The organism is Streptomyces sp. NPDC051921 (genome assembly GCF_040680975.1).
Lineage (GTDB): Bacteria > Actinomycetota > Actinomycetes > Streptomycetales > Streptomycetaceae > Streptomyces.
Genome location: NZ_JBFAXU010000040.1, coordinates 1 through 12,771 on the forward strand (window position 1 = coordinate 1; position 12,771 = coordinate 12,771).

Here is a 12,771-nt window from a genome sequence, read left to right on the forward strand (position 1 = left end):
TGCGCCTTCATGCTGTGCTCCTTGCGCTGTAGAGGTGTGCTTGCCGGTCGTCCGGGGCAGGGCCCGGCTGTCGCACCGGCGGATGTTCGCCGGTCAATCGGGTTGTCCGGCAGCCCAACGGGCCATCAGCGAGTGGCGGCGAGGCCGATCCGGGCTTCGGCGTCACTCCTTGTTCCGTCGGCCGGCCGCCGTCGTCCGTGCACTCCCCAACGCGGTGCACGAACCGGACGGCTGCCTGAGGCGAGTCTCGGTCTGCGTGATCTTCCTTTCCAGGGTGTGGACGTGCAGATAATTGGGCCGTCGCTGCCGGTGGGTGCGCGCGTCCGCCGCAGGGGGCGGTGGACCCCTGTGCGCGTGCACGGCACGACTTCTTTCTCGTCGTGGCGGGCCGCAGGACGAAGGCGTGGCACTTCTTCGACCCGCACGTGCCTGAAGACCTGCACGGCACGGCATGGCATGGCACGGCACCGCCCTGCCGATCGCCCCCGAGAGGACGTCCCAGGTGGCGATGCCCGAATCGCCGGATAATCGGTTCACCCAGACCCGCCACCGCTGCACAGAGCCCGACCGGAAGGCACACGGATGCTGCTCCCTGAAAGTGACCGAGACTGTCTGCAGCGGATCCTGAAGGAGCGCCGGGCCGCCCTCGACCCCGTGACGATGGGGTTTCCCGCGCGCAGATCCGGACCCGGCAGGCGGACGGCTGGGCTGAGCCAGGAGCAGATGGATGAGCTTCTGAAGAGGACCCAAGGTACCTACAACCGGTTCGAGAACGGCCGCATCGCCAGTCCGAGCACCGAATTCCTGACGGCGGTGGCGAGGGTCCTGCAACTGAGCCAACATGAATGGGCGTTCCTGTGGCGGTCGACCCGCAAGGAGCTCCCGCCGGCACCGCTGCATCCGCTCACGGACACAGCCGTCGTCGGGGGAGCATGGCAGCACGCGATCCGACGGATCTCGGGCGCGGCCGCGTACATCCACGACGTGGAGTGGAACGTCATCGCCCACAACGACGACTTCCGGCGCCTGTTCCCCGGCGAGCGCGCCCCGTCCAACATGATGCGCTGGCTGCTCCTGGATCCCGCGGCCCGCACGGAACTCATGCTGCAGTGGGAAGCCCGATGGGCGCCCGCCGTCATGCCCCACCTCAGGCACGCGGCAGGTCTGCATCCTCAGGTTCCCGGACTCGCCGGTCTCGAGCGCGACGTCCTCGACGACCCGGTGGCGGGCCCCGTCTACCGACGGTGTGCCTCGGGCCCGGTTCCCCATTTCGACGGTGAGGAGCTCCCCTTCCGGCACGCCGTACACGGGCCCGGCCGTCTCATCAACTGCCTTGCCGAACCCGTGTCTTCACCCGGCGGCCGACTCATGATCGCGTTCTACACTCCGGACGCACCCCAGGTGTCCGGCGGATCGACGGACAAGGCGAAATCACCGGCGCCGTGACGACCGGCCGGACTTCGCCGTGTGGGCGGCGCCGTACTGATGCTGCCTCGGGAGCTTTGCTCCGGGGCGGTGACGGGCCTGGGTGTGTCGGGCGTGTCGGGCAGGCCGGGAGGCGTCGGGCCGAAGGATGGTGGCGGCCGCGGGACCGGCCTCGACGACAATTCCGACCTCCAAGGTGAAATGGGACGTGGTGTGGCCAGAAGACACAAGGGACACCGGGGTTTCGCCACTGTGGGTGTGGCCGTAGCCCTCGTCTGGGGCTGTGGCGCCGCTGGGTACGCCCGACCCTCCGACGCGACCCCCGGCGGCTTCGAGCGGGCGGCCGAGCAGGCGGCAGCAGAGTTCGGTGTGCCGACGGAAGTGCTTCTGGGCGTCAGCTACGAGTCCTCGTGGTGGGAGGGCCATCACGGCCGCCCCAGCACCAAGGGCGGCTACGGTCCGATGCACCTGACGGACACGACGTCCGGGAAGACGTACGCCCACCGCCCGGGCGAGGGGCCGGTGGACGCCACGGGCACCGACGACCCGTCCGAGCACACGTTGCAGGCCGCCGCCGCGATGCTCGGCGTCGCACCCCGGACGCTCGAGCGGGACGAACGGCAGAACCTCCGGGGCGGCGCTGCTCTGCTCGCCTCGTACCAACGGCAGATCACCCGTGACATCCCGACAGACCCGGGTAGCTGGTACGGGGCCGTGGCGCGCTACAGCCAGGCCGCCGACACCGCCACGGCCGGACGGTTCGCCGACGGCGTGTTCACGGTGATCCGCACCGGCAAGCAGCGGGTGCGCGAGGACGGCCAGACGGTGTCGCTGCAGAAGAGACCGGCCGTCCGTCCGGCGAGGTCGCAGCTCGCGTCCCTGAGGCTGCGGGCGCCGGCAGGGGCGGCGGTGCCGGAGTGCCCCAGCGAGCTGCACTGCCGGTTCGTTCCCGCTGCCGCCTCGAACTACCAGGTGTCCACGCGGAAGTCGAACGGCATGGACGTCGACTTCATCGTCATCCATGACCTGGAAGGGTCCTACGACGGGGGAGTCAGCTGGTTCCAGGACCCCGTCAGTGGGGTCTCCGCGCATTACGTGATGAAGGCCGACGGCAGTGAGGCGACGCAGATGGTCGCCACCAAGGACATCGCTTTCCACGCCGGAAACTACTGGGTCAACCTGCACGGCGTCGGCATCGAACTGGAGGGATACGCTGCCCAGGGGCCCACGTGGTTCACTCCGGCCCAGTACAAGGCCACGGCAGCGCTCGTGGGCTACCTGGCACGGCGCTTCGACGTCCCACTGGACCGAAAGCACATCATCGGCCACGACAACATCCTTCCACCGAGGCCGGCCCGCGCACCGGACGCACACTGGGACCCCGGCCCCTACTGGGACTGGGAGAAGTTCATGTCGCTCCTCGACGCCGATCACCGCCAGGATCCCGAGACCGAGCGGGGCGCGACGGGCGGAAACGTCGGGATCGGGCAGGCGGTCACGATCGCCCCGACGTACGGCGAGAACGCGCAGACGGTGACGGTGTGCGCCCCGAAGTGCCGGACTCAGACGCAGCCTTCGAACTTCCTCTTCGTCCGCACGGAGCCCCGTGACGGTGCCCCGCTCGTCTCCGACCCCGCCCTCCACCCGGACGGGTCGGCGGGGACCGACCGCATCGACGACTGGGGAGCCACCGTGGTGTGGGGGCAGGAATTCGTGGTCGCCGACGTGCGAGGGGACTGGACGGCCATCTGGTTCGGTGGGCGGAAGGGATGGATCCACAACCCGGCGGGTGCGCACACCCGCCCCGCCCCGAACGCGCGGGTCATCCGTCCCGCGAGCGGGACGAAGTCGGTGTCCGTCTACACGACGGCCTACCCTCGCGCCGACGAGTACCCCCGGGGAGTGACCGCTTCCGAACAGACGCGGTTCAACATGTACACGTTCCCCCAGGGACAGGCGTACGTGGCCGCTCGCACACCGGTGGCCGCCGACGACTTCTTCCCCGCCACGCCCACGCGCCCGGAAGTCGTGGTCACGGGTGACCAGAAGTACGAGGTGATCCAGTACAGCCGCCGCCTGGCCACCGTGAACACCGCGGAGACGCGCCGATGACCTAGGCTCCCCCTGCGGGCCGTCGCGGCAGTGCGCCTTCGTCCACCCCGGCCATCGCAATCTAGCCCGGCCGGGCCCCTGCGAGGGGCCGGCGCACCGGCGCCCGGGGCCTGGTGGACGGCGCGGCATGACGGCGAGTTCGTTGCCGGGTCCGACGCTCCACCACAAGGCCCGCCAGGAGACTCGGGCGTCCTCTGACGGCAAGGCCACACACGAGGCGGGGGCGCCAGGCGTCGTCGGCATCAATCCTGCCTCCTGACTCCAGGCCCTGACGCCGGCCCGAAGGCGCGCTACGGGGCGGGTCGGCGGTGTGGGGAAGCATGTGACGCGCGTCATAGCGCTTGTTCTTCTGATTCTCGTTATCCGGCCCCGGGTGTCGGCTCTCCCATGCGTACGGGTTTTCACGAGAGGTACGGAAGGGCGTGCGGCGTGCAGCGAGTTTCGGTATTTGAGCGGTTGGCGGATGTGGAGCTCATACGGGCGGCGCAGTACGGGGACAGCTGGGCGCGCGAGCAGCTCATAGGCGGTCACGAGCCCGTCGTGCACGCGCTCGCTGCCCGTGCCCTCGAGGGCCGTCCCGGTGCCGACGCCGCGGTGCGCGCCATCGTGAGGGACACCCTGGGGCGCGCCGAGTTCGCACTCGGCACCCTCGCCTCGCCGGACGCGTTCCGACCCTGGCTCATCGGGATCGGCGTGGCGAGCACCCTCGCTCACGCGGCGGGCCTTCCGCTCCAGGCCGCGCCCGGCGCCGGTGTCGCCGACGCCGCGTGTTGGCTCGACGTGGAGGACGCGGTGCTGGCGGCCCTGTGGTCGCTGGAGCAGGACGGGGTCGTGGGGCGCGACGAGACGGCGGCGGCGCTGAACTGGTCCTTGCAGGACACGGCGCTGCGCTTCGAGGCGATGCGCGTACGCGTGGACGCGGCCCGGTCGGTGACCATCGCGCTCGCCCACGCCCCCCGCTGCCCCGTCCTCGATGAGCAGGCTGCCGGCTGGGACGGCTACCCCGGCGCCGCGTGGCGTGACCAACTGGCCCAGCACACCACCTATTGCGGTCACTGCGCCACCGGGTTCGCCGGGACCGACGGCAGCCGGCGTCCTGCGTACGCGGCGGCCGTCCCGGACGCCGGTGGCCCGGACGCCTGGGCGCTGGGCGCCGCGGACCGCTCCGACCCGGCCGGTGTGGCCGCCCCCTCCGGTGTGGCCGGGGCCGCAGGCATGGCCGGACCCGCCGGTGTGGCCGGGGCCGAAGCCCTCGCCCCGACCGAGACGTTCGGGGCCGTCCCGGTCGATGCTTCGGGCCACCACGTGCCCGAGGGGCGGGACGCCGTCGTTGCCGCGGGTGGACGGCGAGGTACCAGGGCTGATCGCCGTAGGCGTCGTCAGGCCGACGAACGTACTCGGCGCCGTGTGGCGGTCGCGGCCGGTCTGGCCGTCGTTGCGGTCACCGGCGGTGCCTTCGCCCTGAACACGGGACGCGGCAGCGGCGACCTCGTGGAAGCCAACCGGGCCGCCGCTCCGGACCTCGACGGCAGCCTGACGAACGAACCCGGCGCCCTCACCGCGTCCGCGTCCCCCTCCACCCCCACCTCCGCGTCCGCCTCTGCGGCCCAGACCCCCGGCGCGCCGAAGACGGCCACCACCCCCAGCAAGGCTGCCCGGCCCACCACGGCGACCGGCTCCCCGAAGTCCCCGACCACACCCGCCACCGCGTCCCCTGCCCGGCGGAAGGCCACCGCCACGCGCGGCACGGACGACGGGCAGGGCGGCGGCACGAAGCAGGGCTCCGGTCAGTCCTCGCTCGCCGATCAGGTGATCGCCCTCGTCAACGCCGAGCGCGCCAAGGCCGGTTGCGGCGCCCTCACCGCCAACGCCACTCTCACCAGGGCGGCCCAGGGCCACTCCGACGACATGGCCGCCCGCGACTTCTTCGACCACACCAACCCCGACGGCGCGGGCCCCGGCGACCGCGTGTCCGCGGCCGGCTATCCGTGGTCCACGTACGGCGAGAACATCGCCATGGGCCAAAGCAGTCCCGAGCAGGTCATGGAGGCCTGGATGAACAGCCCGGGTCACCGTGCCAACATCCTCAACTGCGACTTCAAGGAAATCGGCGTCGGCATCCACAACTCCGGCGGCCCGTACTGGACCCAGGTATTCGGCGCACGCTAGCCCCGCCCCGGCGGAGGCAACGTCAGAAGTCAGAAGTCAGAAGTCAGGACGCGATCAGGCCGTGACACGGCGGGGCCACGCCCACCGGCCCCGCCGGCCACCGCACGTCGGTCGGCCTCGATGGCGGCCGAGACTCGCCCCGCCGAGGACCCTGGCCCGGTACACGCGCGACACCGGCCCCGCCCGCGCCGTGACCCCGCCCACGCCCCCTCCGGCCCCCCAAGTGTGCGACGCCCGCCTGCTGTTCCTGCTGCCTGCGACGTTCGACGATGCCACCCGGCCCCGAGAGACCGGTCCGAGGTCACCGGTCCGTGGCGCCGGAGTCAGGCGCGGCGCTCGACCGGACCTCGGCGACGAGGTCCCTGACCATGCCGTAGAGCTGCTGGACGTGGACGCCGATCTTCCTGGCTGTGTCCAGGGCGCGCTCCGTCTCCGCGAAGATCTCCTTGCCCTTGCCGGCCAGGTCGGCCACAGCCGCGAGCCGGGCGAAGAATTCCCCGCCCTGCTTCCGGGAGTTCGGGGACTGGGCCGCCCGGTCACGTGCGGTCCGCGGCCTGCCGGGCGGGGCCGGCCGCTGCGAGGATCGGGGGCGGGAGCGGGGGCGGGGGTTCTGGTCGTCGCGCATGCCCAGAGAACGACGACCGGCACCGGCGAGCAACGGCCTGCCGGCAGCGCGTCGTTGAGGGTGGACTCGGGCGCCGCGGCCTCGGCGACCGGGCCTGAGGGAGATGGCGCTGCACTCACGAGTGCGGGAGGCGAGGCGCTGTGGTCGGTGACCGTTCGACGCTGCTCCCGAACTCACTTGCGCGTGGATGCCGGACCTGCGACCGTCCCCGCGTGACCGTGGTTCCTGGACGCATCCTCGAAGACCTGGTGGCCGACCTCGGCGGCAGCTCCTAGAACTTCTCCGGGCAGGCCGACGGCGGGGCCTCCGCTGTGACCGGCTGGTACGGATGTCACCGCGCCCTCTGTTCGGTGACTCCGCACCGGGTGGGCGCCGTTGCGGGCCTCCTGTGGGTCATCCGTCCGCCTGTGGGTGCCCCTGTGCCGTGTCGCTGAGGGATCGCTCGGCCTTCCAGCGGGCACGCAGCGCTCCGTCGCCGTCGGGCATGACGGCGGAGAGCAGAGGGAGACGAGCATCGGCGTAGACGGGCAGAACCGCTGCAGCGTGGGCACCGGCTGTCCGGGCGGCCAGCTCCGGGTACGCGTCCTCGTCAGCGACGGCGCTGTGCATCTGGCCGTCCCCGTCTTGCCAGACGACCTCGACGAGGCCCTCGGAGGGGAGGGCCTCGAGGACGGCAGCGGTGTCGGAGGACAGGTTCGGCCACACGGCGAGACGGGCACGGGGAGCGAGTCCGGCGCGCACCGTGTCGATGGTGTCGCCGGTGAGGCGATGCCATCGCGAGGCGTTCTGGAGGTACCCCTCTTCCAGGAGTCCCGCACGGCCGCAGGCGACTGCCTGGCGCAGAGCGGCCCAGAAGGCGTCGTCGCCCGGTCGTAGGACGCCGTCCTCGTCGGGCTCGAAGTCGTAGGGGGAGACGTCCAGACGTTCAGGGAAGAGCCCGAGGTCGCGGGTGCGGGCAAGTGCCGCGTGGCAGGGCCGGCTGCTGCCGACGTAGACGTACTGGTCCCATCCGACGTGCACGGCGAACGCCGCCTCCCTCTCCAGTCGGCACCAGGCGCCACTGTCGCGCAGCATGAGCCGCACCAGCTCCAACCCGACACCCAGCGGCACCTCGGCTCCGTCGTGAAAACCGGCAAGACCGCTCGGAAAGAGCGTGTCGAGACCGCAGCCGTCCAGAGGTGGCTCAAGGCCGAAATGGGCGAGCGACGTGCCCCCCGGCTCGCGGACGGACAGACGGTCGACGCCGGTATCCGCGGCGAACGCCTGAACCGCCAGAAGGTAGGCCGCCTCGACCTCGCCGTGGTCGCTGGTGGTGTCCTCGGCGCCGGTGTAGTGCCCGTGATCGTCACGGTCGGCGGGGTCGTACTTACTGACGCGATAGACGTAGGGGAGCTGCACGCCGCCATCCTGCAGCGCTGGACGCGGAGATGCCACGGATGTGAGACAGGGCCGTGTGATCAGCCAGGTACGGAGGAGCCTGCTCACTTCATGACGTGCGACAGGTCGTCCCGATCGTGCGCGAAGTGGCCGGCCATGCCGCCCTCTGCCGGATGCGAACTGCTCTGCGACCGCTTCTCCTGGCCTGACGCCCCAGACGTCACCCGCGCGCGTAAGCAGAGAAGGGCCGCACGCCCCAGCCCCACCGCACGGCGACGACCGCGTCCTCGTGGGTGAGCAGGCCCGCGAGTTCGCGGGTCTTGTGGTCGAAGTCGGCCCCGGTGTCGCGGGCCTCCCGTTCCTTGCCGGTGGCCGCATCGAGGACCAGGAGCTCCTCACTGCCGTCATGCCTGCGGCCGAGGCTGCGGGCGAGGACGGTCACCCGGCCGCCGGCCGCTTCGAGTGCGAGGCCGCGGCCGGACTCCAGGTCGTGCCGCCACACCTCGGTGCCCTTCGCAAGGTCGAAGGCGACCACCCGGTTCACGTACTCCTTGCCGCGCTTGGCCTCTGCGGCGGCGTACAGCCGCCCGTCGGCGACCGCCACCAGCCCGGGCCTGTGGGACGGGATGGCGCCGTGACCACCGGTGGACTCGATCCGGCCCAGGGGCGTCCCGTTCTCGCCGAAGGCGAGGTAGGCGCCCGGCACGCCTTCCGCGGTGCCGCCGACCTGCGCGACCACGGGGTCGGTGGACAGCAGCGTCACCTCCGCGTCCGTGCCCGGAGTCGGACGGCCACCGAGCGGCGCCGACCACAGCGCCTTCCCGTCGGCCTTGTCGAACGCGGCCAGCCGTAGTTCGGTGCGGCCGCAGGTGAGGACCGCGAGGACCTGTCGCTCGCCGGCGGCGACGCGCTCGGGCACACAGCCCGCGGTAACCGCTGCCTTCCAGCGCGGGGCACCGGTCACCAGGTCGAAAGCACGCAGGGCCTCCGATCCCTGAACAGCGGGCCGGACGGTCTCGAGGACCCATCGGTCGTCGCCGTCCCGCAGCACGGCGAGCCCGCCCCCGGCTGCGACCATGTCGGTGAGCGACTCCGTGAGATCGGCGGGGACGCGCCGGACGTGCCACAGCTCCCGGCCGGTCGTGAGGTCCAGCGCGGCGACGGTCGCACAGCCGTGACCGCCCGGGCCCCGGCCCCCCCGGGCGAGCAGGAGGACGGAGCCGGCCTCGCGGCGACCGACGGCGCACACGTGGTCCTGACCCGGCGGTGCGTACTCCCACCGTCGGTCGCCCGACGCGGCGTCGAAAGCGGTGACGGCGTCGTAGCGACTGCGGACGAGCGTGTCCCCGACGAGCCAGGCACCGTTGCCGTAGTCCCGGGCATTGTCGTCGACCGGAGCCTCCCAGACGACGCGCATCGATCCCCCGGGGGCTGAGCAGCCGGTCGTGAGGCCGACGAGCAGCGCAGCGACCGCCGAGAGCACGGGGCGGAGCCGCCGCGCTCCCTCGGGGGGCGACAGTCACCCCTCCCGTCCCGGTCCCGTGTCACCTGTCGTGCGCACTGCCATACGGATCCCCACCCCTGGATCGAAACGATCAAGACTCCGTCAGACTGGAAGAGACGTGATCACCCGCACAGCTCGTGCCGGTGCGGAGCCGTGACGGTTCGTCACCGCTCCACAGGGCTTGAGGCGGAACCGTCATTCGGCAACGAAGCCAGCCGTCCGAGCGCGCACGTTCTTCGCCCGTGGGGGTGGACACCTTCCGCGCCGGAAAGGGCCGGTCTCATGCCTCGGACGGCGCGCCACCGCCATCGCGCTGCCGCTGGCGGTGTTTGCGCATCGACACCTGGGAGCCGCAGCCGGTACTGCAGTACAGCCCTGCCCCATTGCGGGTGCGGTCGAGGAAACCGAAGTGGCACGGGGGATTCCGACACGCCTTGATGCGCCCCCAGTCGCTGCTCTGCGCGAACGTCGTCACCGCGGCGAGTACGGTTCCGAACACGCGAGGAACCCCCGCCTGCGGCGAGGCCAGCTCCACACCCCCGGCCGTGACCACCGTCGCCAGCGGGTAGAGCGAACCCACACGCCGCAGGTGCTGCTCAGCACGTTGCAGGGGCTCACCCAGAAACTCCTCGTCGCCCGAGTGTGCGAGCAGCACGGTCACCAGGGCATCGCGCAGCTCGCGCGCGACCGCGGCGTCGGCGTCGGTCACCACGGTCTCGCCGCCGAACGCTTCGTGCTCCGCCAGCCACGCCGCGAAGGATTCCCCGTCCCCGAACAACTCGCGGCGACCCGACCCGTCCGCGCGCGTGTTCACGAACGCGAGGACGGTCTCCACCGTCGGCGTGACGGCGCGAGGGCGGGGTGTGGGGGGTCCGGCTGCGGCAGTGATCATCCTTCCACCTTACATCAGTGCGAGCGGTGCTAATCCAGCTAGTGAGCAACCTTCCTGGCGATATGAATTGACGCGTTGCGAGCTAACGCCTTACGGTCGCAACATGACTGGAACACTCAATCACCAGGCCCACCTCCGCACATGGCTGATCACCGGCGCGACGTCCGGCATCGGCCGCGAACTGACGCTCCAGGCGCTGGAGAACGGCGACGCCGTCTCGGCCCTCGCCCGCGACACCTCCTCCCTGGACGAACTGGCACAAGCGCACGGTGAGCGCCTGCTGCTCATCCAGGCGGACGTACGTGACGAGCAGGCCGTCGGGGACGCAGTGGAAGTCACGCTGGCACGGTTCGGCCGTATCGACGTCGTGGCCAACAACGCGGGATACGGACTGTTCGGAGCCGTCGAGGAGGCCTCTGACAAGCAGGTCCGCGCCGTCTTCGACACCAATGTCTTCGGCGTGCTCAACGTGCTCCGCGCGACGCTGCCGGTGCTCCGCGCCCAGCGGTCCGGCCACATCCTCCAGGGCTCGTCGGTCTACGGGCAGTCCGCCCACCCCGGCGTGGGTCTCCTGGCCGCCACCAAGTACGCGGTCGAGGGACTGTCGGACGCGCTCGCGGCCGAGGTCGCACCGCTCGGCATCAAGGTCACGATCATCCAGCCCGGGATGACCGCGACTCCGTTCCTCGCCAACCTCGATGTCGCGGCCGGCCTGGCCGACTACGACCAGACCGTCCGCGAGGTCCACAAGGGCATCGGAGAGCTGCCGGCGTCCGCGTTCTCCGCCGCGGCGCGGGTCGCCGCGGGCATCCGGACCGCGGTCGACAGCCCCAACCCTCCACTGCGCCTTGCCCTCGGAGTCTCCAGCGCGACGGGCATGCGCCCCGCTCTGGAGGCGCGGATCGCCGACCTGGACGGCTGGCATGCTGTGACGGACGCCGTCGACGAGCAGTAGGGCCCGCATCCCGCCGGGAACATGGTCATGGCAGACGCGGCCCGGCCCGCCGCACCGGCCGGCCATGACCAGCGAGAGAGGAGAGTGCCCGGCGGCCGTCCCGTGCGTGGACGCGACGGCCGCCGGTGCGGGTGGCCTCGGCGGAGAACGTCGAAGACCTGCTTCTCGAACTGCCGCAGCTGGTTGAACCGCCGCCGCAGCCGAAGCCCGGTGCGTCCCCACCCGCCGACTGCGGTCAGAGGTTGTCGAACCGGCTGAGCCACCGCCGGAGTGCTACGTGGGTGGTGTCGTCCAGGGTGCAGAGTGCCTCGATGGCGTCGCGGTCGCCAGGCGAGGGGGCGATGCCTGCGGTGGTGAGGGCGGCGTGCAGCTCCAGGCGGCGGCGGTCGGCCGGCTGGAGGCTGTCGGACAGGTTGCTCGAGGGTGAGGGCGCGGGTGCGGGCGTGGCCGCCGTCAGCCCGTAGTCGCCGAACGGGAGGGAGACGCGGGCCATGGACATCTCGTCCTGTCGGTCGTCGATGAACGCGGCAGGGAAGCGGTACGGGTCGAGATCCGTCATGGCGATCGGAGTCGTGGCGAATGCCTGAATCCCAGTCATGAGTGCCTCCTGAGTCGTTGCTTGACTGCAGAGGACGACGGCCGTGGAGCGGACGCCAGTTGCGACCTCGGGGGATGTCCACCCGGATGCACCCTTGGCCATCTCGTCACATGAGAGATCAACCGACGGACGCCACCTCCCGGTCGGCAAGCGGTCCAGCCCTGCCCCCGGACCGGACCGCTCACCGCGTCACACTGCCCGCTGGGCCGCGTGGCCCGCCGGACGGAAGTTGATGCGTTCACGCGTGACGGGGAAGCCGGCCTTGGCAAAGTTCGCGGCCATGGGGAAGTTGGCCTGGTCCGTCGCACCGCTGATGAACTCCGCGCCCTGCTCGACGAGGAAGCGGGTGCACTCCGCGAGGAGGTCGTAGGCGTAACCGCGGCCACGTTGTTCCGGGATGACGCCGATGAAGCCGATGGTCGGGCCGGAGGGGTTGTGGGCCGGGATGTGTATGCCGGCCAGTTCGCCCTCGGGCGTGTGCGCGGTCTGCCACCACTCCCGGGGGGAGGGGCACCAGTGGAAGAAGTCGAGTTCCTCCTGGGCGGCCCGGTCGAGGCCGCCCTCCTCGATGGCCGTGAGCGCGTGGGCGTCCAAGGTGGCGGAGTGGATGCGGCGCAACGCGTCGAAGAAGACGGCGTCGTCGGGCTCGGCGCCGAAGCGCAGGCGTCCGGGCCGGTCGGGCAGACCTCGCTCCGGGGTCCAGCGGTACAGGAAGCGTTCCACCAGGAGTTCGTACCCGGCGGCTCGTGCGGCGGCGAAGCGTGTTTCGGCGGCGGCCCGCAGGTCGGCCTTCTCCCGCCAGCCGCCGGGCAGGTTGATCTCGAGTTCGACCGGCCAGGGAGCGGAGCGCAGGAGTTCGGCTCCGGCTGCCTCCTCACCCTCGGCGACGTCGAACCAGTTGACGTTGACGGGCTCCGAGTCGTCGGGGCCGCCCCACCACGCGCCGCGTGCGACGACCTTGCCGTCGCGCAGGGCGACCCGCTTCCAGTCGTCGCGGAACCGGGTGCGCCGATGGCTCTCACGGGCGCCCAGGGGGTCGGGGAGCCCATCGAAGAGATGAGCGTCGCGCGCGGAGAGCGCGCGGATGACCAGATCGGTCATGGATTCCTCCGGG

10 protein-coding genes are annotated in these 12,771 nt (G+C 71.4%); 4 read left to right on the forward strand and 6 right to left on the reverse strand.

Annotated features, from left to right (window positions below; all coding sequences use genetic code 11):
* The first annotated feature begins 660 nt into the window (after nt 1-660).
* From AB0M16_RS34865 to AB0M16_RS34875, 3 genes are all read left to right on the forward strand, one after another.
* A complete protein-coding gene (locus AB0M16_RS34865) occupies nt 661-1,446 on the forward strand; it encodes a helix-turn-helix domain-containing protein (RefSeq protein ID WP_365350379.1) in 786 nt (261 codons plus the stop codon).
* 237 nt (nt 1,447-1,683) lie between these two features.
* The gene (locus tag AB0M16_RS34870) at nt 1,684-3,537 is read left to right on the forward strand and encodes an N-acetylmuramoyl-L-alanine amidase (protein WP_365350292.1); all 1,854 of its coding nucleotides are present in this window, start codon (nt 1,684-1,686) and stop codon (nt 3,535-3,537) included.
* Between the two features lie 465 nt (nt 3,538-4,002).
* Nucleotides 4,003-5,706 carry a CAP domain-containing protein gene (locus tag AB0M16_RS34875; protein WP_365350294.1) on the forward strand — a complete coding sequence of 568 codons (1,704 nt, stop codon included), beginning with the start codon at nt 4,003-4,005 and terminating at the stop codon, nt 5,704-5,706.
* 301 nt (nt 5,707-6,007) lie between these two features.
* On the opposite strand, the gene AB0M16_RS34880 is transcribed toward AB0M16_RS34875, so the two are convergent.
* The 4 genes from AB0M16_RS34880 to AB0M16_RS34895 all read right to left on the reverse strand — a co-directional run bounded on the left by AB0M16_RS34880 (nt 6,008) and on the right by AB0M16_RS34895 (nt 10,104).
* Nucleotides 6,008-6,331, reverse strand: coding sequence for a hypothetical protein (locus tag AB0M16_RS34880; RefSeq protein WP_365350296.1), 324 nt, complete (start codon nt 6,329-6,331; stop codon nt 6,008-6,010).
* Between the two features lie 393 nt (nt 6,332-6,724).
* Nucleotides 6,725-7,729 carry an RNA-binding protein gene (locus tag AB0M16_RS34885; RefSeq protein WP_365350298.1) on the reverse strand — a complete coding sequence of 335 codons (1,005 nt, stop codon included), beginning with the start codon at nt 7,727-7,729 and terminating at the stop codon, nt 6,725-6,727.
* A gap of 199 nt (nt 7,730-7,928) precedes the next feature.
* Nucleotides 7,929-9,125 (reverse strand): PQQ-binding-like beta-propeller repeat protein, encoded by a 1,197-nt coding sequence (locus tag AB0M16_RS34890; protein ID WP_365350300.1) that lies wholly within the window; start codon nt 9,123-9,125, stop codon nt 7,929-7,931.
* Nucleotides 9,126-9,492: 367 nt separating this feature from the next.
* Nucleotides 9,493-10,104 (reverse strand): CGNR zinc finger domain-containing protein, encoded by a 612-nt coding sequence (locus tag AB0M16_RS34895; RefSeq protein ID WP_365350302.1) that lies wholly within the window; start codon nt 10,102-10,104, stop codon nt 9,493-9,495.
* 103 nt (nt 10,105-10,207) lie between these two features.
* Between AB0M16_RS34895 and AB0M16_RS34900 the strand changes: the two genes are divergently transcribed.
* A complete protein-coding gene (locus AB0M16_RS34900; RefSeq protein ID WP_365350304.1) occupies nt 10,208-11,059 on the forward strand; it encodes an SDR family NAD(P)-dependent oxidoreductase in 852 nt (283 codons plus the stop codon).
* Nucleotides 11,060-11,294: 235 nt separating this feature from the next.
* Here AB0M16_RS34900 and AB0M16_RS34905 read toward each other — a convergent pair whose 3' ends face one another.
* Together AB0M16_RS34905 and AB0M16_RS34910 are read right to left on the reverse strand one after the other, a co-directional pair.
* Nucleotides 11,295-11,657, reverse strand: coding sequence for a hypothetical protein (locus AB0M16_RS34905; protein WP_365350306.1), 363 nt, complete (start codon nt 11,655-11,657; stop codon nt 11,295-11,297).
* A 189-nt stretch (nt 11,658-11,846) separates the two neighbouring features.
* The gene (locus tag AB0M16_RS34910) at nt 11,847-12,758 is read right to left on the reverse strand and encodes a GNAT family N-acetyltransferase (RefSeq protein ID WP_365350308.1); all 912 of its coding nucleotides are present in this window, start codon (nt 12,756-12,758) and stop codon (nt 11,847-11,849) included.
* Nucleotides 12,759-12,771 lie beyond the last annotated feature (13 nt).